Below are 20196 nucleotides of genomic sequence, written 5' to 3'. Positions count from 1 at the left end.
ACCGGCGTCCGTTGCCGCAGCCATGCGCTCGCGGCCGGTCGCCTGACGATCCGCTCCCCCGCGACCGCGCCCGGCCGGGTCCTTCTACCCCTGTGTTCGAACCCGTTGCGATGTAAGGGGTCCACGATGACCGACTCACCTCCGTCCACGCCGGACGGCAGCCTCCTCACCATTCTCACGACCGAGCATTTCGTCCTGCAGACAGCGCGTGGCGGCACGATCGGCGAGGCCAACGGTCGCGCGTCAATCTACCTGGGTGCGGTCTCCAGCGGTCTGATCGCGCTCGGGTTCGTCGCAGGTGACAGTAGCCGCTTGACGCTGTTCGCCGCGGCGGTACTGCCCGCCATTCTGCTGCTCGGCTGGTTCACCTTCGCGCGTCTGGTGCAGACCGGCGTCGAGAGCATGCGATACCTCACCCGTATCCAACGGATACGGCGCTGGTATGCGGACCAGTCACCGGCCGGCGCCTACTGGTTCGCCGACATCACCGATCGCGCCGACGATCCGGACGAGGCCTCGGCCGCCCTCCGCAGCATGGGCATGCGGCCGTCGTTCTGGCAGATGCTATACACCATGGCCAACATGGTGGGAGCACTCAACTCGCTCATTTTCGGCGTCGCCTTCTGTCTCGCGATCCGCGGCGCCGACCGGCTCACCCTGCCGTGGGCGGCCAGCCTCGGCATCGGGCTCGCCCTTGTGGCTTTTACCGGCCACGTCCTCTTCCAACGCCGGGAGTTCACCCGCGGCCCTGCTGGCGCGGGCACGGCGGGCCGGGGTGAAGCGGGTCGTGCTGCTGTCTGGCTCCTCGGCCGCCCTCGGCGACCTCAACAACGCCATTTCTCGATACATGATCCTCTCCGAGCGCGCCGTTCGGGAGTCAGAACTTTCATGGACTCTCCTTCGGCCCAGGGCCTTCATGTCCAACGCCCTGCGTTGGCGACCGCAACTCGCGGCCGGCGACGTGGTGCGCGTGCCGTTTCCTACCGCGCGGGCCGCCACCATCGATCCCTACGACATTGCAGCCGTCGCGGTACAAGTGCTGTTAGGCGGCCATGACGGGCAGATCCACGAGCTGACCGGCCCGGAGTTCCTGCTGCCCGCCGACCAGGTCTCCGTGCTCGCGAAGGTCCTCGGGCGGAACCTGCACTGCCATGGCATGACAGACGCTGAAACACGGGAGGAGATGGACCGGACCATGCCCACCGAGTACGTCGATGCCTTCTTCAACTTCTATGGCGACGGCGTCCTCGACGAGTCGCACGTCCACCCGACCGTGCGGAACATAACCAGGCATGAGCCGCGCACGTTCGAACAGTGGACCCGCGCACACGGCCACGAGTTCCAAGGACCGACCGCGAACGTTCGCACGCCTTCATAGCGGGCCGCCCGCGCTCAGGAATCCCCGGGTTCGCCGGAACGGACGTATCGTGCGCGGTGAGATCAGGGACGGGCGAACCTGTCACGCCGGCGACGACCGCGCCGTCAATCCCCTGCACGGCGCGCAAGCCGGACAGCTTCGGCGCCGGGCAGGCTCCAGCGGGCGGCCGGTGACGTCGAGGCGGTCCTTGACCACGTAGCTGCAGCAGCTTCGATGACACCGATGGCGATGGGCCAGCCCAGGGTCAACGCGATGTGGTAGTTGAGGTAGGACTGTTTGGCGTGTAGGTAGACGGCGCGTTGCAGGGCGCGATTCAGCATGGTGTTCGCCGCGGGCGAAACCGGCAGATTTTCACCCTTCACCGTGCCGACCGCGCGCGTGCTGCCGCGGCGCAGCGACTGGGCGCTCGCGTCAGGTCTGGCATACCCCTATCTGGCGACGCACGGCTGCTCCCGCACGGCGCGTGGAATCGCGGCAAGTATGGTCCGCGCCTCAGCCTGTCCGCGCGGACACTCTGCCGCTCGATGCAGGGCGAGCGCCTGTGCGGCGCACTGGGCGGCGAGACCGAAACGGCCCGTGGCGACCGCGATCCGGCCGTACGCGATGAGTGCCCCGGCCTCCAGAATCCGCAGGCCGGCTTGGCGCGCCAGCGCCAGCGCCTGCTCGGCCCGCCCAAAATGCACGCTGACCGCCGCCTCGGCCGCTGCCTCAGCCGGCGTCCCCGGCAGGTCCATGCCGGTGACGCGGTAGCCGGCCAATGCCGCGCCGGCCAGAGCCAGGCCGGTCAGGGCCTGGGCTTCCACGCGTCGGTAGCCGAGGTCGCGGGCCAGTTCGCGGGCCGTCGTGTACCGGTCCCGGGCGAGTGCCGACTGTCCGGTATCCAGGGCGATCGCTCCGAGTTCGACGAGCGCGTCCGACTCGGACCGGCGGTGGCCGACGGCCCTCGCGACCGACAGCGATGCCAGTCCGGCCTCCAGCGCGGAGGAGTACCGGCCGCTGTCGCGGTAGATGCCGGCGAGCCCGACGAGCGCGCCGGCCTCGTCCGGGCGGGCGCCGATGTGTCGGGTCAGGTGCAGGGCCCGCAGCAGATGCCCGGTAGCGGTGTCGAGATTGCCGAGCAGGCGGTGGACATGGCCGAGGTTGATCTCGGCGTTCTCCTCGCCACGGAGGCTGCCGTTGGCGCGGTTGGCGGCCGCCGCTCGCGTTAACGACTCCGCGGCCGCGCGGAGTTCGCCGCGTTCGAGGCGGGCGATGCCCAGGTTGCTGAACACGGCGGCGCCCAGGCCGCGAACGGCGTCCAGGACCTCGGGCGGCTCGGCTGCCTCGGCGAGGTACCGGCTGGCCGTGTCCAGTTGACCCAGCTCCAGGTGGACGAGGCCGAGGTTGTTCAATGCCCGTGCGGCCACGATGGGCCGGCCGGCGTCGCGGGCCATCCGCACGGCGGCGTGTAACTGGGCGTCGGCGTCGGCGTACCGGCCCGTCGCCCAGCTCAGTGTTCCCTGGCTCAGGTGCAGCTCGGCCAGTGCGGGCGCGTCGCCCGCGATCTCAGCGGCACTGGTGGCGGCCGACACCGACGCGGCCCACTCGTCGGTGTGGTTGCGGTGCAGGAGGTCAAGGCGGATCGCTTGGAACAGCAGCCACGGGTACGGGGGGTAGCCGCGGTCGGCGGCGTGGCGGATCGCGGCGACGAGGTTGCCCCGTTCGGCGTCGAACCAGTCCATGGCGGCGCGGTCGGTGGGGAACGACCTGATCGGTGTCTCGGCCGGCGGTGCCGGTGGCGCGGACTCGGCGTAGGCGGGGTCGAACCGTCTCGCTGCGGCGTGGGCGGTGTGCAGGTACCAGTCGAGCAGCCGCCGGGTGGCGGCGTCGCGGTCATCGGGGGGCTCGTCGGCGGCCACGCGCTCGGCGGAGTACAACCGGATCAGGTCGTGGAAGCGGAACCGCTTCGCCGCGTGCTGCTCGATGAGGCTTGCCGAGGCGAGTGTTTCCAGCAGGGCGGCCGCCGTTGCGGCGCCGGCGCCGATCAACGCTCCCATCGCGGCGGCGTCGAAGTCGCCTCCGGGCACCAGGCCGAGAAGTCGGAACGCACGGCCGGCGACGGCCGGCAGCGACGAGTACGACAGGTCAAAAGCCCCCCGCACCGCGATCTGCGTGTCACCGGGCACCGCGAGTCTGGCCAACCGGTCGTCGGCCCGTAGCTCGGTGACGTATCCGTCGATCGTCGTGTGCGGTCGGCTGGCGAGGTTGGCCACCACGATGCGCAGCGCCAGGGGCAGCCGGCCGCACAGTTCGGCCAGCTCGGTGACGGCCGTCGGCTCAGCGGCCAGGCGCTGGGGTCCGAGCGCGCGGCGGAGCAACTCCCCGGCCGCGTCGGCGTCCAGCGAATCCAGCGGGTACCGGAGCGCGCCGTGCAGGACGGCCAGGCCGCCCAGCTCGTTGCGACTGGTTATCAGGACGGCGCAGCCGGGCGTACCCGGTAGCAGCGGCGCGACCTGCGCGACGTTCGCGGCGTCGTCGAGTACCAGCAGGACACGGTGGTCGGCTAGCCTGGCGCGCAGCGTACCGGCCCGTTGCGCTTCGCCGCCCGGAATCGTGCTGGGGTCCACTCCGGCAGTGCGCAGCAGCTCGTCGAGTACCTGGCCGGGCGGTCGGCGGTCGGCACCGGTGCCGTCGAGGCGCACGAACCATTGCCCGTCCGGATAGTCGGCACGCAGTTCGTGCGCCACCCGGACGGCGAGCGCGGATTTGCCGACGCCGGGCGGGCCCGTGATGGCGACGGTCGGCACGCCGACACCGGCCACCGACGCCCGGAGGGCATGGAGGATGGCGGAGTTCACCTTCTTACGCCCCACCAGATCGGGCGTGTCCAGCGGCAGCCGGCACTGGCCGAGCCACTCGGTGGCGGAAGGCTGCTCGGCGGGAAGGACCGGCCGGCGGACCGTCGGGCGGGCGGGTACCGTCGGCACGTTGTCATTGAGCACCGCGTGATGCAGGTCGCGAAGCTGCTCTCCCGGATCGACCCCGAGTTCGTCGGCGAGGTACGCCCGTACCGTCTGGAACGCCGTCAGGGCTTCCGCCCGCCGCCCGCACCGGTACAGCGCGGTCATTAGCGCCGCCCACAGCCGTTCGCTGACCGGGTAACTATCGGTCAGGCCCACCAGTTCGGCGACCAGTTCGGCGTGTCGGCCCAGCCGCAGGTCGAGCTCGACTCTCCGCTGGAGGACCGCCATCCGCCACTCGAGGAGGCGCGGCACCACCTCCTGCCGGAGCGCCTCGGACGGGACGTCGGCGAGAGGCTGGTCGCGCCACAGGGCCATCGCCTCGTGCAGGGCGGCAGCCTCGCCTTCGAGGTCGTCACCAGCGGCCGCCTCGTCGGCCGTCCGTACCGTGGCGGCGAACACGCCCAGGTCCACAGCGGTCTCGTCGACCTCGATCTGGTAGCCGTTGCCACGAAAGTGGATCTTGGTTTCACCGTCACACCCGGTAACCAGGTGGCGCAGCCGGGTGACGTAGGTTTGGATCGCCGCCCGTTCGTCGGCCGGCGGCGCGTCGGACCAGATGAACGCGCCCAGCCGGTCCAGGGAGACCACCTCGTTAGCGTGGACCAGCAGCGCGGCCAGCAGGATCCGGTGCTTGACCGCGCTGACGGTGATGCGTCGGCCAGCGATTGCCACCTCAAGCGTCCCCAGCACGTGGAAGTCCACCGCTCATGCCCCCCAATGCCGCGCGTCCGGCACGCGCATCCGTCCCACCGTAACCGAACGTAGCTGGCCCCCCGGGACGGCTGACCGGACCGCGTGCCGACCCGACCATGCGGGACCGTCAACTGTGACAATTCGTAGTCGAACCCGAGGTTCACCAACTGTCCCTGTTGCCGCTCGTGTCCATACGAAAGTGGGCAGAAGTTGGCCGAAAGCCTGGGTCTCTACTCTCTGTGCGGCGCGTTGGCGCCGTATATCCAATTGATTCTGCTTGCGGTAACTGTGACGACAGTTCGTCGGCGACATCGTCGGTGGATGCTTCAATGCGAAGCCATCTCCGCAGCTCATCAACCAGCAGTACGAGGCTGATCTCCGCTTGGTGGAAAAGCCTGCCGATCCCGAAGGCATGAGCCTCCCGACAGCGAGTTGAACCGGGAGTGCGATGTGGGAAAGGCAGGTCAACAGGACCGGTGCGCACCTCTTGCCCACAGATTTGGAGTGCGAAATGGCGTTGTCCGGCGGTGATGACGCAAATTTCGGTGGGTTAGCCGGACGGTGCCGATCAGTTCTCTGGTTGTCGGGGAGTCGCCGCGGCTGGCCGGTGAGGATGGTGAGCACGTCCGGCGGCTGGCCGAGGTCGAAGCGGTTTGCCGCCGGTGCTGGTGCACCGGTCGTCAATGCGGGTCATCGACGGTTTGCACCGCCTGCGCGTCGCGGAACTGTCGGGTAAGGACTCAATTGCTGCCGGCTCCAGATATCGGTTCTGCGGCCCGCTATGGTCACGAGAGTGGTGGTCAAAGCGCGAATGGTGGCGGTGGTGGTGATCCATCGGCGGACCGCGCGTAGGGCGGTGGTGAATGACGGCCGGGCGGGGTCGATGGCGGCTTCGGCGATGAGGTGCCGGATGCCTGGTAGGTGTGTGCTCGTGCCCGGTGACGCGGTGACCGACGGTGTCACCTTCGCGGAGGTTGTGCGCCGGGAAGGCGTCACGGTTCTCAACATCGTGCCGTCCGTCTTCCGCCGCCTGCTCTCCGCCGTCATCGACAACGACCTCCACCTGCCCGATCTGCGACAGGTGATTTTCGGTGGCGAGGCGATAGACCCAGACGACATCCGGCGGTGGTGGGTTTCCTCGACGGCGCCACGCGCGACCCTGCACAGCATGTACGGAATCACCGAATGAACCGTGCACGTCACCACACATCGGCTGACCGGGGCGGGGATGGCCGCGGTCGCACTGAGGACGCCGGTCCAGTACGGGCCGCAGATCGCCGCGATGTGGCCAACGCATGCCCGCGGGCCGCGATCCGGCGGAAGCCCTCGTCCTCGGCGGCCTCGTACGCCACCGTGTACGGCGGGCGGGGCATGCCGCCATGGCCGTCCCCGGCCGGCGGTTCGGGCGCGAGGCGGGTCCACAGCACCACGCCATCGGGACGCGGGTCGCCGGAGGCGACGCCCAGCCTGAACGGGTCGGCGGGTACCGGGCCGTCATGGCTGGCGGCGGCGGGATGCCGGAACCGAGCACCAACGCGGCGGTGCTGACACCGGTCAGCGCCAGGAAGGAACGGCGGTCGATGGGTCACCTCCAGGGCCTGGGGCCGAGATCACGGACGCGAACGTACTTGCGGACCGTACGAAAGCAATTGGATCGAGGAACGGACGTACACTCCGGCCGGTGGGCTGGGTGGTGGGCATCGTTCTCGTCGTCGTCGCGATCATCGCAGGGGTGGCCCGGTGGGCCCGCCGCAGTCTGGTGCTGGTGACGGTCGACGGCTCCAGCATGGAACCGTCGTTGTATCCGGGCGATCGCGTGCTGATCCGCCGGCGTGGACTCGCACGTGTGCGCCGGGGCGACATCGTCGTCCTCGAACCGCCGGCCGACGGCTTCGAACTCACCGGGATCGCTCAACGGTCGCTCGACGGCCGCCGGTGGAACGTCAAGCGGGCGGTAGCACTGCCCGGAGATCCCGTTCCGCCGGCCGTGCAGAACGCGGTCGACGCCGACCGGGTCCCACCGGATGCGTTGGTGGTTATCGGCGACAGCCCGGCGAGCATCGACTCGCGTCAGCGCGGTTTCTTCTCCGCAAACGACCTGCTGGGCGTAGTTGTGCGCCGGATATCGCGTGCCGACGTTACCGGTACGACAGCGATACGAGATCACGATAACCGATAGTGTCCGGAAGCCGATGAGGCCTTCGTGTCGGGAAGGGGTTTCCATGTTGGGTGTTGTGAGCAGGCTGGGTGACCGCCTGCTGCAGCGGCTTGTGCCGAAGACGTCGGCGTCGGCCTGCGAGGGTGTGGGCGCGCAGGCGGAGTGGTGGGAGGCGTGCTTCTGCGGCGACTCGGCACACAACTACCCCTGCCGGTGGTACGGCAGAATGTGCGGCAGTTGCGGTGGCGCAAGCTACTGCACGTCGTGCACCGCCGTCCAATTGAACAGCTGGTGCTGTTAGGTGATCCGGCGCAACTAGTCGACGCTCACGGTCTCCCTGACCGGCCCGGCCGGTCAGGGACCGCCGCCGTAAGGAGATGACCTCAGGATGCCTTTCCTCGCCGCCGCCGTCGTGCTCGTGGGTGTGCTCTGCATCGTCGACCTGTTGTTGACCTTCGCCGTGCTGCGGCGGTTGCGCGAGCACACCGACCAGCTCGGGCGGCTCTCCGGTGCGGGTGGTGCCTCGACGGGCGTCGACCGGGACAGGCTGATGGGCCGGGAGTTGCCCGAGTTCTCGGCGACCACCGTCGAGGGAACGGCCGTCTCGCGGGAGAGCATGACGGGCGAGGTGGAGCTGATCGGAATTTTCTCACCGGGCTGCGCCCCGTGCCACACCCAGGCGCCGCTGTTCACCGAGCAGGCCGGCCGTATGGCGGCAGGGAAGACGCTGGCGCTGGTCGCCGGGTCCGGCTCCGAGACCGAAGACCTGGTCCAGATCCTCAAGGGCGCCACGCACGTGGTGCTCGCACCGGAGACAATGACCGTGATCAAAGGGCTGGGCATCGGCGCGTTCCCCACCTTCCTGCGCCTGGACCCAGGCGGCGCCATCGTCGACGCGGCCGTCTCGGTGCAGGGCCTGGCGGAGTTCAGCCGGTCATGACGGCGGGGGGATCTGCCGCGACAACCGAAGGCTCCCGACACCGGGTGAGACGGCTCACCGGTGTCTGGGTCCTGGCGTTCAGAGCCGGTCCGTGGCTCGCCGCCGGGCAACTGGCCATCGCGGTGACGCTGGGACTCCTACCGGCGGCGGTGGCCTGGCTGACGAAGTTCATCATCGACGGGCTCGCGACCGGGAAATCCGCACCAGCGCTGCTCGGCTGGTCGGTCGGCCTGGCCGCGGCCGGTCTGGCCACCGCCGCGGCGCCGCAACTGACCACATACCTTGGTACCGAACAGCGCCGGCGGCTGGACCGCCTCATGCAGGACCGGCTCTACACCGCCGTCAACTCGTTCCAGGGACTGTCGCGGTTCGAGAGTCCCCGTTTCCTGGACACGCTGCGGATGGCCTCGCAGGCCACCGGTGGCGCCCTCGCCCCGGTGACCACCGGCGTGCTCGACGTCGGCCGGGCCGTCATCACAGCGTTGTCGCTCACCGCCACGCTGTTCGTGCTCAGCCCTGTGATGACCGGCATCGTGCTGGCCGCGGCGATCCCGGCGCTGGTCGCCCAGATCCTGCTGTCGAAGAAGCGCCTCAGCATGATTGTCTCCCTGTCGCCTGCCGTCCGGCGGCAGATCTTCTACGGCCGCCTGATCACGGACCTGCAGGCCGTCAAGGAGATCCGGCTGTTCGGCCTCGGCGACTTCTTCAAGACCCGGGTGCTCGCCGAGTTGTGCGCCGTCCAGGCCGGCGAGCGGGACATCGATCGCCGCGTGCTGCGCGTGCAGTTCCTGCTGGCGGCGCTGAGCGCCACGGTGACCGGTGGCGGGTTGATCTGGGCGGTGCGGACAGCGGCGAACGGCGGGCTGAGCCCCGGCGACGTGACCGCTTTCGTCGCGGCGGTCGCCGGCGTCCAGGCCGCGCTGAGCACTCTGGTGACCGGCATCGCCCAGGGATACCAGGCGCTGCTGATGTTCGACCACTTCGCGGAGGCGACGAGCCAGCCACCCGATCTACCCTGTGCACCGCCGGGCGCACTGGCACCGCTCCGGCGAGGTATCGAGTTCCGCGACGTCTGGTTCCGGTACGACCCGGCCCACGCGTGGGTTCTCCAGGGCCTTGACCTGACCCTCCCCTATGGACGGTCGGTGGCGCTCGTCGGTCTCAACGGCGCGGGCAAGAGCACGCTGGTGAAGCTGCTGTGCCGCCTCTACGACCCGGATCGCGGCGCCATCCACTGGGACGGCGTCGACATCCGGACCGTAGCGCCGGCGGAGCTGCGTCGTCGGATCGGCGTCCTGTTCCAGGACTTCATGGCCTACGACCTCACCGCGGCGGAGAACGTCGGTCTCGGTGACCTCGACGGCTTCGCGGACCGCTCCCGGATCGAGCACGCCGCCCGCACCGCCGACGTGCACGACGCGATCGAGGCGACGGCACGCGGGTACGACACCCTGTTGAGCCGCATGTTCTTCAAAGAGAGCGACAAGGACAACCCGGAGACCGGCGTGATGCTGTCCGGCGGGCAGTGGCAGCGGTTGGCCCTCGCCCGGACCCTGATGCGTGACCGGTGCGACCTGCTGATCCTCGATGAGCCGAGCGCGGGCCTCGACGCGGAGGCCGAACACCAGATACACCAACGGCTGCGCGACCACCGGCACGGCCGCACGAGCCTGCTCATCTCACACCGCCTCGGCGCCGTGCGGGACGCCGACCTCATCGTCGTGCTGGCCGACGGCCGCATCGTCGAGAAGGGCGGTCACGCCGAACTGATGAGCGCCAGCGGCGCCTACGCGCGCCTGTTCACCCTGCAGGCGGCGGGTTACCGACACCCGGAGAAGGTCTGAAGCCTTACAGTCGGGTCTCTGTTCGTACCCGTGCGGCGAGGACTGCTGTTCGCCAACATCGGCTGGTTGACCGACCTGACAGCGACAGCACTCTCCGGTGGCGCACGCCTCGCGGGCCGGTTCCTCGACCTCTTCGCCGGAGCGGTCAGCGACGACTCCGCGAAGGACCTGATGGCGTAAGCGACCGACGGGCTGGCCGACGCGGTTGGTGAGGCGGCCCGTCGCCGGCCTCGTACCGCCAAGTTCGACGATCGCCATCCGGGGATGCCCGTTCGCCGCTCGGCCCTCAAAGACCTTCTCCGCGCCGAACATGTCGGAGTAGAACCGCACGAGGCGGTCGAGGTCGGCCGTGACGGCTGTGACGTGGTTGATTCCGACTGTCAGGGCATGGACCGATCGTGGCACGGACCCGGCAACCTTGGTGTCGCGGCCGTCAATCTAGGTAGTTCCTCCCGATGCCCGCCCACGGCCGGCGTTCGTACGGTTGCGCACACCGAGAAGAAAGGGTGCTGAGATGCAGAAAATCGCCGTAGGCAAACGTGGGCGACGAATGGCGGCCGCCATTCTCCTTGCCCTTGCCGTTTCGATCGGCTTCGGGACGAGAGTCCAGGCCGACACCCGGCCGACGCGAGCCGTCGGGACGTCGGAGGTCCCGCTCATATCGACGGCCGTGACGCCCAACGCGGACGGGCGCATGGCGATGTTCGCAATCGACACGTACCACCACGCGCATGTCCGCACGCAAATGGCCGCCGGATCGGACACATGGTCGGACTGGTCGCGGATTGCGACAAATATGTGGACGCTCGTCGCAGCGACCAACGGCAACGGGCTGATCGAGGTGTTCGGTACCGACAACGACGGCGACCTATGGCACCTTTGGCAGTCGGCCCCCAACAGTGGAAGCTGGTCCGAGTGGATGGGCGGCTTCGCGAACAACATGTCAACCGCTCCGTCCACGTTGTCCGTCACAGCGGCCGCCAACGGCGGGTTGACGCTGTTCGGGCTCGACCAGAGTGGGCAGGTCTGGGGGACGACGCAGTACATCGGCTCCAACGGCAGCAACGGTGGCGGCTCCTGGTCGCCCTGGGGTCAGCTGGACGGTACGTTCGCGACCATCGCGGCACAGACCATCGGCGTGTGGCTGCACCGCACCGGCTCGATCCGGTCACCGCACGACGACATCGCAGACCCGTACCGGCTGCAGCTGTGCAAAGACTGGGTGCGAGCCGCGGAGGCATGGACCGAGCTCGGCTGCCCGTACGAGACGGCGATGGCCCTGTTCGACGCAGCCGAGGAGGCCACCCTCCGTGAGGCCCTGCGCATCTTCCAGGAACTCGGCGCCACAGCGGCAGCGCGACTTACCCGCCAGCGGATGCGCCAGGCCGGCATCCGGTCGATCCCCACCGGGCCGAAGGCCACCACCCGGACGAACCCGATGCTGTTGACTCGGCGCGAGCGCGAAGTGCTCGACCTGATCTGTCGTGGACACACCAACACCGAGATCGCGAAGCAGCTGTTCATCTCCACGAAGACCGTCGATCACCATGTCTCCGCCGTACTCGCGAAGCTGGATGTCCCGAACCGCAGAATGGCCGTGTCAGAAGCCACCCGGCTCGGACTCGTCGGCCCGCGCCAAGACAGCGCCTCAGGATCAGGTAGTTAGGGCGTCTGGCCTGCGGAGACGCGGGTCGGGCGCCCTAGCTATCTGTCCGGTGTGGACGGTGGGTGTCACGGGTGCCGCGGTCGTGTCGTGACGCTCTGCGACGGCGTTCTGGTTGCCGGGTCTTGACCTGCGGGTTCCGTTCCGGACGTCGATGAAGATCATTGGATCTTACCGCGCCGCCAGCCCTGTTCGGTGGCTCGCGGTGGACCTAGACTCGCGGTCAGGTTGATGCGGCTGCCTTCTGGACGGGGGCCACGCGCGTGCGGATCGTTGTACTGGTCAAGCAGGTTCCGAACGTGATCGACATCGGGTCGGTCGGCGGTGACCGGGCCGTCCAGCGTGCCGGCCGTCGCGCCGGGATCAACGACGTCGACGCGTGCGCCGTGGGGCTGGCGCTGCGGCTCGCACCGTGGCGGCGCGACGTTCGGGTGACCGCACTGACGATGGGCCCGGCGGGGGCGGTCGAGTCGTTGCGTGCCGCGCTGGCCCTCGGGGCCGGAGACGGCGTCCACGTGCTCGACGGGCGGCTGCCGGGCGGTGATGCCCTGGCCACCTCGCGCGCCCTCGCGGCGGCGCTGGCCCGGATCGGGTTCGACCTGGTGGTGTGCGGTTCCGCGGCAGCGGGCTCAGGGATGTCGGCGGTACCACCGATGATCGCCGAGCGGCTCGGCGTGGCCGGGCTGTGCGGCGCGGATGCCGTCCGGGTACGGGTGGACCGGGTGGAGACCCGTCGACTCGACGGTGCGGGGGTCGAGACGTTCGTCGCGGACCTGCCGGCGGTGGTCTCGGTGACCACGCGTTGCGGGCGCCCCTGGTATCCGCGGTTCACGGCGATCGCCGCCGCCCGCCACAAGCCGATCCGTACCTGGTCGCTGGACGATCTCGGGATCGACCGCGGGGACGACACGTCCGGCGCGCCGGCGCCCGGCGTGGACGCCGGCCCGAGCACGCCGGCGACGGCCGCACGCGTCGTCTGCCGGCAACGCGGTGAGAGGTCGCCGGCCGTGGTGACCGAGGATCCCTGCACGGTCGCCGTCCGGGTCGCGGACTTCCTGACCGAGCGCCGATTCCTGTGATCGTCCCCGCATCCGGAGCAGCCCCGGCCCGTCCCGTCCTGGTCCTCGCCGAGCGCCGCGGCTACGACGGACGGGTGTGCCGCTCGACCTTCGCGTTGCTGACGCTCGCGCGGCGGCTCGGCGTACCGGCGGCGGTGCTCGACAGCGTGGCCGACACGGCGAGCGTCGCCGAACTGGGTCGCTTCGGCGCCGGCACGGTGTACATGGTGACCGTGCCCGGAGCGGACGAGTTCCCGATCGCGACCCGGGTCGAGACACTCGTGGCCCTTGCGCGCCGCGACCGGCCGATAGCGATCATGGCCGCCGTCGGGCGGGTCGGGCAGGAGGTCGCGGCCCGGGTCGCGGTGCGGTTGGGCGCCCGCTTCTTCGATGACGTGATCGACATCCGGGCGGCCGGCGCAGGACCGGCCGTCGTCCATTCGATGCTGGCCGGCTCGCCTCTGGTCGAGTCGAGGGTGGTCGGTGACATCGCCGTATGCGCGGTGCGCACCGACGCGGTCGAGCCGCGTGAGTCACCGGTCGCGTCCACCCTCCGTGAGGCCGCCGTGCCGACCCCGGATCGGCGGCGTGGCGCGCGCCTGGTCTCGCGGGTCCGGGCGGCCGCCGCGCCCCGGCCGGAGCTGACGGCCGCCCCGGTCATCGTGGCCGGTGGTCGCGGCATCGGTTCGCGCAGATCCTTCGAACTGGTCCACCAACTCGCCGATGCGCTCGGTGGCGTCGCCGGCGGTACCCATACCGCGGTCGAGCTCGGCTGGTGCGACCGGGACGCGCGGATCGACATCGTTGGCCATGTCGTCCATCCGCAGCTTTACATAGCCCTCGGAGTGTCCGGCTCGGTACGTCACCGGGCCGCCATACCGGACGCGGGAACCGTTCTGGCGGTCGACAACGATCCCGCCGCGCCAATCTTCAGCATCGCCGACCTCGCGGTGGTCGGCGATGTTCACCAGGTCGTGCCGGAACTCCTCATGGAGATCCGGCGCCGTCGGTCAACCGTCACCCCCCGATCGGCCACCCTGCGGAGGAACCGGTGATTCTACGTCTTGTGCTCGGGCTGATGCTGACGGCCGCGGCGTTCGCGCTCGCCGGTCGGCGGATCCTGCTGCTGTACCGGTTGGGACGCGCCGCTCAGCCGGTCGAGCCGGAGCGCCTCGATGCGGTGGGCCCGCGAGTGCGCGCCGTCGGAACCGAGGTGCTCGGCCAGCGCAAGCTCCTCGTCTGGACCGTGCCGGGCGTGGCGCACTTCGCCGTGTTCTGGGGCTTCGTGATTCTGGGCGCCACCATCGTCGAGGGTTTCGGTGCGTTGTTCGAACGCGACTTCGCCATCCCGGTCATCGGCCAGCAGGCCTGGCTGGGGTTCGTCGAAGACTGCTTTATCGTCGCGGTGCTGTGCGGGCTGGTCGTCTTCACCGTGATCCGGCTGCGGGAGAGCCCGAAGCGGGCCGGCCGGAAGTCCCGTTTCTTCGGCTCCCACCTCGACGGCGCGTGGCTCGTCCTGTTCATGATCTTCAATGTGATGTGGACGCTGCTTTTGTACCGGGGCGCACAGATCAACACCGGCAACTTTCCGTTCGAGCACGGAGCGTTCGCGTCGGAGGCAGCGGCGAAAGTACTCGAGCCGTTGGGCGACACCGCCAACGACGTACTGGAGACGGTCGGAATCCTCGCCTCGCTCGGTGTGGTCCTCGGCTTCCTCGTTCTCGTGGTGCACTCCAAGCACCTGCACATCTTCCTGGCCCCGCTCAACGTCGCGTTCTCGCGCCGGCCGCGGGCGCTCGGGCCGCTGCAGCCGGTGTACTCGAACGGCAAAGCCGTGGACTTCGAAGACCCGGGGGAGGACGACAAGATCGGCCGCGGGTCCATCGAGGACTTCACCTGGAAGGGATTCCTCGACTTCGGGACGTGTACGGAGTGCGGCCGCTGCCAGTCGCAGTGCCCCGCCTGGAACACCGAAAAGCCGTTGAACCCCAAGCTGCTGATCATGAGCCTGCGCGACCACGCCCTTGCCAAGGCGCCGTACCTGCTGGCCGGATCCGACGAGCAACGTGCGACGCTGCCCGCCGACGTGCTGGCCGAGGCCGAGCGACCGCTGGTCGGGCCGGCCGGGGACGGCGGCGTCATCGATCCCGACGTCCTGTGGTCGTGCGTCACGTGCGGGGCGTGCGTCGAGCAGTGCCCGGTCGACATCGAACACGTCGACCACATCGTCGACATGCGGCGCTACCAGGTGCTGATCGAATCGGCGTTCCCCCGCGAGGCCGGGGTGATGCTGCGCAACATCGAGCGGGCCGGCGATCCCTGGGGACGTGGCTCCGGCGCGCGCCTGGAATGGATGAAGGACCTGCCCTTCACCGTCCGGGTGCTCGGCGACGACGGGACGGACCGGATTCCGGAGGACGTCGACTACCTGCTGTGGGTCGGCTGCGCCGGATCCCTCGACGACCGCGCCAAGCGGACCACCCGAACCGTGGCGGAATTGCTCGACACGGCCGGGGTGTCGTTCATGGTGCTCGGCGGCGGCGAGACCTGCACGGGCGATCCGGCCCGCCGGATGGGCCAGGAACTCCTCTTCCAGGAAAAGGCCCAGCAGAACGTGGCCACCCTCAATGAGGCCGGCGTGCGCAGGATCGTGGTGACCTGCGCCCACTGCTTCAACGCGCTGGCCAACGAGTACCCGCAACTGGGCGGCAACTACGAGGTGATGCACCACACCCAACTGCTGGCCCGGCTCGTGGCCGAGGGAAGGCTCGTGCCGGCCCATCCGGTCGACGCGACGGTCACCTACCACGATCCCTGCTACCTCGGCCGGCACAACCGGGTGTTCAGCCCACCGCGCGACATCCTCGGCAGCGTTCCGGGACTGACGTTCAACGAGATGCCCCGCAACCGGACCACCTCGTTCTGCTGCGGTGCCGGCGGCGCCCGCATGTGGATGGAGGAGAAGATCGGCACCCGCATCAACGAGAACCGCACGGACGAGGCGCTGGCAACCGGGGCCGACGTGGTGACCGCGGCCTGTCCCTACTGCATCGTCATGCTCACCGACGGCGTGGCAACCCGCGTCCAGCAGGGCAAGGCGGCGGAGGAGGTACGGGTGGCCGACGTGTCGGACCTGCTGCTGCGGGCGGTTCGGGGCGGCGACGAGAGCGGCTCGACAGGGTCGACCGAAACCTGAACTCCGCTTGTTCTGGCTTCGTGGGCAGACGTGTCGATCAGGCTCGGGCGCGGGCCTGATCGACATCCATCCCGTGCAGGCGCAGCAGGTTCTCGCCGAGGATCTTCCGCTTCGCCTGGTCGGTGAGCTGCGGGTAGCCGTAGCCCTCGCACAGGTCGGCGGGGATCTCGAAGTCCATGAACGCGCGCAGCGCCCACTGCGGGTGGAAGATCGGCGCCTCCGAGCCGTAGACGATCTTGTCTTCGCCGCACCAGAACAGGAGCTTGCCGAGGATCTCGGCGAACATCCGCGGCGCGCGCACCAGGAAGTTGATCGTCGCGGCGAGTGAGGCGTACAGGTTCGGGTAGCGGATCAGCTGCCAACACGTCTCGTCGAGGAACGGCAGCCCGACGTGGTAGATGATGAAGTTGATGTCGGGGAAGTTGGCCGCGGCGCCGTCCATGTCCCAGGTCTGGGTGTGTTCGATCGGTTGCGGTCCGAGCGGCACTCCCTTGTGGACGCCGATCAGGTTGACGCCCAACTCCTGCGCCTTCTCGAACACGGGGAACGCCACCCGCGGGTCGTCCATGCGCCACGGGTACGGCGACCCGTAGTCGTAGCGCACGTTGTAGAACTTGAACGCCTTCGCACCGAACTCGCCGACCTGCCGCTCCATCAGGTCCAGCGCTCTGCGCCCCTCGAGCGGGTTGACCGAGCCCCAGAACACGGTGCGGTCGGGGTCGCGCGAGGCGAGGTCGGCGCACGCCTCCCAGGGGCTCAAGCCGTCGTGGAAGAGGTCGGTCAACGGCAACGGCATCGCGACGAGCATGTCGGTGTCGGACTCGTCGTAGACCATCTGCCGGATGTCGGGCACGGTCCACTGCTTCAGGAACTCCTCGGGCGGCAGTACCGTTTCGCCCGGCGGGGTGAGCGTGGTGTGGAACGCGTAGAGGTGGTTGGAGAACATCTCTCCGGGCTTGCCGAACGCGTTCTTCGGTTCGAAGTTGAACACGTGGGCGACTCCGTCGAACACGAACACGTCGTCGATCATGGTTTCAGACCTTTCGATGCAAGGTAGGCGTCGCGATCCTCGACGGCCGCCGGATCGGGAAGGAAGCGCAACTGCCGGCGGGCGGCGGGGGAGAGGCGGTCGGTCGTCCACGGTTCGTCCCACACGATCTCGACCTCGACGGCGTTCACGCCCGGCTGCCGGGCGATGCTGTCGTGCACGTCCGTGAGCACCCGCGCGGCGAACGGGCACCAACCAGAGGTCAGCAGCAGCTCGACCCGGACGTTTCCGGCATCCTCCGAGACGGTACGCACCAGCCCCATGTCGACGACGGAGATGCCCTTCTCCCGGCAGCACGGGTCGTAGACGTCGGCCAACGCGTCGAGTGCCCAGCGGGGAACCATGGGGCCATCGTGTGCCGGCTCCGACCGGGACTGGAAGGCCGCGTTTTTCAGATACTGATCCGGGACGCCGGGTTCCGCCCGCCCGGCACACGGCGGCATGCTGGTGGCATGCCAGCCCAGCCGACTGGACTGATCCAGAGCGTCTCCCGCGCCCTGCGGATCATCGAGCGAGTCTCGGCCGCACCGCGCCCCGTGCCGGTCAAGGTGATCGCCCGGCAATGCGGGCTCAACCTGGCCACCACCTACCACCTGGTCCGCACCCTCTGCTACGAGGGCTACCTGGTGCGGCTGCCCTCGGGTGGGTACGTCGCCGGCCCGCAGGTCGCGGAGCGGTTCCACGAAATGGTCGACGGCTTCCACCGTCCGCCGCGGGCGCACGCGGTGCTGCGTCACCTGGCGCTCGTCTCCGGCCACACGGCCTACCTGGCCCGCCTGGCCGCCGACCACCTGGTGATCGTCGACCTGGTCGAGGGCGACAGGTCGCCGTGGATCGAAGACCTGCAGGTCGGCCTGGAGACCGCGGTGCACGCGACCGCGCTGGGAAAGGCCCTGTTGGCGACGCTCGCCCGCCCGGCCCGGCGCAGAATGCTGGCCACGCACGGCATGCCCCGCTTCACCCCGGCGACGCCCACCGAACCCGCCGAGGTCGAGGCCGAGGTGTGCCGCCTGCGGCCGGGCGAGGTGGTGGTCGAGCACGGGCAGTTCCGGGGCGGCGTCTGCTGTGCGGGGGTCGCGGTGCCGGGGGACGGGCCGCAGACGTGGTGGGCGCTGGGCGCGTCGGCCCGGGGCGCGGAGGTTCCGACCCGATTGGTGACCGCGCTGAGAACGGCCGCCGCCGACCTCTCCTGAGTTGCCCGCTGAGTCGAGAACCGCCGCCGTTGCGGTGGGTCGCCGGTGTCAGCTCGGCCGGCGCAGCTGGTTGCCGGGCGGCGGTGGACCGTGGTCCGGCACCTGCGGGAGGAGGTCCGGGTCGGCGAGCATCTGCGGAATCCTGCGGTACCAGCTGCGGTGGTTGCGCTTCATTCGTCCGTCCTCAGCGGCGACCGCGGCGGCGTCGGCGAGCCGCTGACGATCGAGGATTCCGGTCAGCGCCAGGCGAACCAACGCGACCCGCCAGGTGTTGCCCGGGTTCCAGTACCGCTCGGATCCCAGCAAGGCCTTCTGCACAACGGGCGCGGGCTCGAACAGGGACCAGATCGACCGTTCGGCCAACTCGGGGTCCGCACCGATGGCGCCGACTATGGAGTCGCTGAACAGCAGACCCCTGACCATCAGCACGAGGTAGTGCGGCGACGTGCCGTCCGGCCGCAGCGCCCCGGCCCGCTCCAGATGCCGCAGCCGTCGCCAGATGTCCCACCAGAGGGGGCCGAACAGACCGACCTCTGTCTCGGCGGCCTCGGCGTGCAAGGTGGCCTCGGTGAACGCCTCGCGCCACTCGCGCGTTCGTGAGGCGAGCACCCGTTCCACGTCGGTCGCGGGTGGATGCAGGTACACGTACGAGCCCACCCGCTTTGCCACGTCGACCGGGCCCACGGCCAGGGCCAGGAGGGCCCGGGTCCGGATGCGTTCGCTCCAGGCCTGATCGGTCAGGCCCTGCCGCTGCTCCGGCCCGAGCACCGCGCACAGCCGCCTACGTAGCGCCTCCCAGGCCGGCACCCGCACGTCATCGGACAGGCCGGAAAGGGCGGCGAGCACACCGTCGCCGTTGTCCGCCTCGAACAACGCGACCACGGCAGCCTCTGAACGCTCGGGCACAGGACCAGGATGACCTAGTAGACCCCGGGTCACATGAGCGGGGACTTGCTGTGCTGCGCCGTCCACGGCTCACGCTCCGCGCTCGGGACAGCGCACCGCCGCGCTCAGACCGCATGACGAACGATCGCCACCAGCCCGCCAATCAGGATGAACGGACCCACCGGAACGTGGTCCGTCAGCCGCAACTGCCGCCCGACCAGCTTCGCCACCGTGTACACCGCCGCGATCGCCGCCGTGGCCACAGTCGCGGTGACGAGCGCGGCGAGCCCGAGCCAGCCGACGTTGATGCCGACGACCACGGCCAGCATCCTGTCCCCGCGACCCATGCCCATGGCCCTCGACAGGATCGGTATCGAATACAGGACGCCGAGTCCGAGTCCACCGGCCAGCGCCTGCCACCAACGCCCGGGGCTGTCGGTCGCGACCGCCGCGACACCGAGCAGGGCGAGGCTGCCAAGGCCCGCCGCCACGGTCAGCGCATCCGGCAGACGCAGTACCGCGAGATCGACATAGGCGAGCGCGATCCCGAGCAACGCCGTCCACGACCACGCCGCCAGCACCCAGCCCGACGGCGCCACCAACGCAAGCACCACCAGCACTGCGGCGGCGGTCCCCTCGACGGTGCCAACCGGCCGGCCCAGCGGCACACCACAGAGATGGCACCGGCCGTCGACCGGAGCAGCGGCCAGGACGCCACGTCCCGCAACCCGGACAGCGACGACGCCGCACGTCGGGCATCGTCGACGTAGCGGATGCCGGTAAGCGACGGAATGCGCGAAGACCAGACCGCGCAGCCACGGCCCCGACGCCACCGCGACGGCCATCGCCGGCACGCCGATGTCAGGAAAGTCCATGCCACGGCCCGCTGCGGAGTGGCGCCGGAACAACGAGGCCGACATGCATGAATCCATTATCGACGCTCGATTGAGAGCCGATCGAGGTGACAGGTGATTGAGAGGAGAGTGAAAGAGGCCCTCGCTAGCTTCTGGACGTTCATCCGCAGCGGGCACGGTAGCGAGGTTCGGAAGACTCGCGTCGCGACCGTGCTGGCTCTGCCGAGTGCAGCCGATCCTGCACAGCACTGGCTTCATAAAAGACTGGTCCGGCTATCTCAGGA

General features: G+C 69.5%; 19 protein-coding genes and 1 pseudogene. 12 read left to right on the top strand and 8 right to left on the bottom strand.

Annotated features, from left to right (window positions below; genetic code table 11):
• Window positions 1–126 precede the first annotated feature (126 nt).
• The gene (locus Vau01_RS65465; RefSeq protein ID WP_373320427.1) at window positions 127–1056 is read left to right on the top strand and encodes a hypothetical protein; all 930 of its coding nucleotides are present in this window, start codon (window positions 127–129) and stop codon (window positions 1054–1056) included.
• The gene (locus tag Vau01_RS65460; protein ID WP_373320426.1) at window positions 971–1378 is read left to right on the top strand and encodes a Rossmann-fold NAD(P)-binding domain-containing protein; all 408 of its coding nucleotides are present in this window, start codon (window positions 971–973) and stop codon (window positions 1376–1378) included. The genes Vau01_RS65465 and Vau01_RS65460 overlap by 86 nt, the downstream gene beginning before the upstream one ends.
• A gap of 104 nt (window positions 1379–1482) precedes the next feature.
• On the opposite strand, the gene Vau01_RS48485 is transcribed toward Vau01_RS65460, so the two are convergent.
• Window positions 1483–1740, bottom strand: a complete 258-nt coding sequence (locus tag Vau01_RS48485) for a hypothetical protein (RefSeq protein WP_204007705.1) — start codon at window positions 1738–1740, stop codon at window positions 1483–1485.
• Window positions 1741–1806: 66 nt separating this feature from the next.
• On the bottom strand, window positions 1807–5052 hold the full coding sequence (locus tag Vau01_RS48480; protein WP_204007703.1) for an AfsR/SARP family transcriptional regulator: 3246 nt from the start codon (window positions 5050–5052) through the stop codon (window positions 1807–1809).
• An 802-nt stretch (window positions 5053–5854) separates the two neighbouring features.
• Here Vau01_RS48480 and Vau01_RS48470 point away from each other — a divergent pair.
• Window positions 5855–6262: an AMP-binding protein gene (locus tag Vau01_RS48470; RefSeq protein WP_308440518.1), complete on the top strand. Its 408-nt coding sequence runs from the start codon at window positions 5855–5857 to the stop codon at window positions 6260–6262.
• Window positions 6263–6272: 10 nt separating this feature from the next.
• On the opposite strand, the gene Vau01_RS65455 is transcribed toward Vau01_RS48470, so the two are convergent.
• A complete protein-coding gene (locus Vau01_RS65455; RefSeq protein WP_506020213.1) occupies window positions 6273–6503 on the bottom strand; it encodes a PhoD-like phosphatase N-terminal domain-containing protein in 231 nt (76 codons plus the stop codon).
• 251 nt (window positions 6504–6754) lie between these two features.
• Between Vau01_RS65455 and Vau01_RS48460 the strand changes: the two genes are divergently transcribed.
• The 4 genes from Vau01_RS48460 to Vau01_RS48445 all read left to right on the top strand — a co-directional run bounded on the left by Vau01_RS48460 (window position 6755) and on the right by Vau01_RS48445 (window position 10195).
• Window positions 6755–7252, top strand: a complete 498-nt coding sequence (locus tag Vau01_RS48460) for a S26 family signal peptidase (protein ID WP_308440517.1) — start codon at window positions 6755–6757, stop codon at window positions 7250–7252.
• Between the two features lie 367 nt (window positions 7253–7619).
• Window positions 7620–8171 carry a TlpA family protein disulfide reductase gene (locus Vau01_RS48455; protein WP_204007695.1) on the top strand — a complete coding sequence of 184 codons (552 nt, stop codon included), beginning with the start codon at window positions 7620–7622 and terminating at the stop codon, window positions 8169–8171.
• Between the two features lie 44 nt (window positions 8172–8215).
• Complete coding sequence (locus Vau01_RS48450) at window positions 8216–10015, top strand: ABC transporter ATP-binding protein (protein ID WP_204007693.1); 1800 nt, start codon at window positions 8216–8218, stop codon at window positions 10013–10015.
• Window positions 10016–10045: 30 nt separating this feature from the next.
• A complete protein-coding gene (locus tag Vau01_RS48445; RefSeq protein WP_204007846.1) occupies window positions 10046–10195 on the top strand; it encodes a hypothetical protein in 150 nt (49 codons plus the stop codon).
• An 84-nt stretch (window positions 10196–10279) separates the two neighbouring features.
• Here the strand turns inward: Vau01_RS48445 and Vau01_RS65450 are convergent.
• Window positions 10280–10420: pseudogene (locus Vau01_RS65450) on the bottom strand (VOC family protein); the annotation flags it as partial.
• 109 nt (window positions 10421–10529) lie between these two features.
• Between Vau01_RS65450 and Vau01_RS63975 the strand changes: the two are divergent.
• The 4 genes from Vau01_RS63975 (at window position 10530) to Vau01_RS48425 (ending at window position 15932) form a co-directional block, all read left to right on the top strand.
• A complete protein-coding gene (locus Vau01_RS63975; protein WP_239152510.1) occupies window positions 10530–11681 on the top strand; it encodes a LuxR C-terminal-related transcriptional regulator in 1152 nt (383 codons plus the stop codon).
• Between the two features lie 260 nt (window positions 11682–11941).
• Entirely contained in the window at window positions 11942–12757 is an 816-nt protein-coding gene (locus tag Vau01_RS48435) for an electron transfer flavoprotein subunit beta/FixA family protein (protein ID WP_204007691.1), read from the top strand.
• Complete coding sequence (locus Vau01_RS48430; RefSeq protein WP_204007689.1) at window positions 12754–13791, top strand: electron transfer flavoprotein subunit alpha/FixB family protein; 1038 nt, start codon at window positions 12754–12756, stop codon at window positions 13789–13791. Before Vau01_RS48435 ends, Vau01_RS48430 begins: the two co-directional genes overlap by 4 nt.
• A 23-nt stretch (window positions 13792–13814) precedes the next feature.
• Window positions 13815–15932, top strand: a complete 2118-nt coding sequence (locus tag Vau01_RS48425; RefSeq protein WP_204007831.1) for a (Fe-S)-binding protein — start codon at window positions 13815–13817, stop codon at window positions 15930–15932.
• A gap of 37 nt (window positions 15933–15969) precedes the next feature.
• Here Vau01_RS48425 and Vau01_RS48420 read toward each other — a convergent pair whose 3' ends face one another.
• Window positions 15970–16962, bottom strand: coding sequence for an amidohydrolase family protein (locus Vau01_RS48420; RefSeq protein ID WP_204007687.1), 993 nt, complete (start codon window positions 16960–16962; stop codon window positions 15970–15972).
• Window positions 16959–17324 carry a metal-sulfur cluster assembly factor gene (locus Vau01_RS48415; protein ID WP_204007685.1) on the bottom strand — a complete coding sequence of 122 codons (366 nt, stop codon included), beginning with the start codon at window positions 17322–17324 and terminating at the stop codon, window positions 16959–16961. The genes Vau01_RS48420 and Vau01_RS48415 overlap by 4 nt, the downstream gene beginning before the upstream one ends.
• A gap of 108 nt (window positions 17325–17432) precedes the next feature.
• Between Vau01_RS48415 and Vau01_RS48410 the strand changes: the two genes are divergently transcribed.
• Window positions 17433–18173, top strand: coding sequence for an IclR family transcriptional regulator (locus Vau01_RS48410; protein ID WP_204007683.1), 741 nt, complete (start codon window positions 17433–17435; stop codon window positions 18171–18173).
• A gap of 48 nt (window positions 18174–18221) precedes the next feature.
• Here the strand turns inward: Vau01_RS48410 and Vau01_RS48405 are convergent, their stop codons facing one another.
• Together Vau01_RS48405 and Vau01_RS48400 are read right to left on the bottom strand one after the other, a co-directional pair.
• Entirely contained in the window at window positions 18222–19079 is an 858-nt protein-coding gene (locus Vau01_RS48405; RefSeq protein WP_204007681.1) for a hypothetical protein, read from the bottom strand.
• A 104-nt stretch (window positions 19080–19183) separates the two neighbouring features.
• Window positions 19184–20089 (bottom strand): prepilin peptidase, encoded by a 906-nt coding sequence (locus Vau01_RS48400; protein ID WP_204007679.1) that lies wholly within the window; start codon window positions 20087–20089, stop codon window positions 19184–19186.
• Window positions 20090–20196 lie beyond the last annotated feature (107 nt).

This window comes from Virgisporangium aurantiacum (assembly GCF_016863635.1).
GTDB lineage: Bacteria > Actinomycetota > Actinomycetes > Mycobacteriales > Micromonosporaceae > Virgisporangium > Virgisporangium aurantiacum.
This window is presented reverse-complemented; position numbering and strand designations above follow the sequence as displayed.

Coding starts and splice junctions, on each gene's coding strand:
- Vau01_RS48470 (WP_308440518.1), top strand. CDS start 5,855: ATGGTCACGAGAGTGGTGGTCAAAGCGCGAATGGTGGCGGTGGTGGTG.
- Vau01_RS48455 (WP_204007695.1), top strand. CDS start 7,620: ATGCCTTTCCTCGCCGCCGCCGTCGTGCTCGTGGGTGTGCTCTGCATC.
- Vau01_RS48410 (WP_204007683.1), top strand. CDS start 17,433: ATGCCAGCCCAGCCGACTGGACTGATCCAGAGCGTCTCCCGCGCCCTG.
- Vau01_RS63975 (WP_239152510.1), top strand. CDS start 10,530: ATGCAGAAAATCGCCGTAGGCAAACGTGGGCGACGAATGGCGGCCGCC.
- Vau01_RS48425 (WP_204007831.1), top strand. CDS start 13,815: ATGCTGACGGCCGCGGCGTTCGCGCTCGCCGGTCGGCGGATCCTGCTG.
- Vau01_RS65465 (WP_373320427.1), top strand. CDS start 127: ATGACCGACTCACCTCCGTCCACGCCGGACGGCAGCCTCCTCACCATT.
- Vau01_RS48415 (WP_204007685.1), bottom strand. CDS start 17,324: ATGGTTCCCCGCTGGGCACTCGACGCGTTGGCCGACGTCTACGACCCG.
- Vau01_RS48420 (WP_204007687.1), bottom strand. CDS start 16,962: ATGATCGACGACGTGTTCGTGTTCGACGGAGTCGCCCACGTGTTCAAC.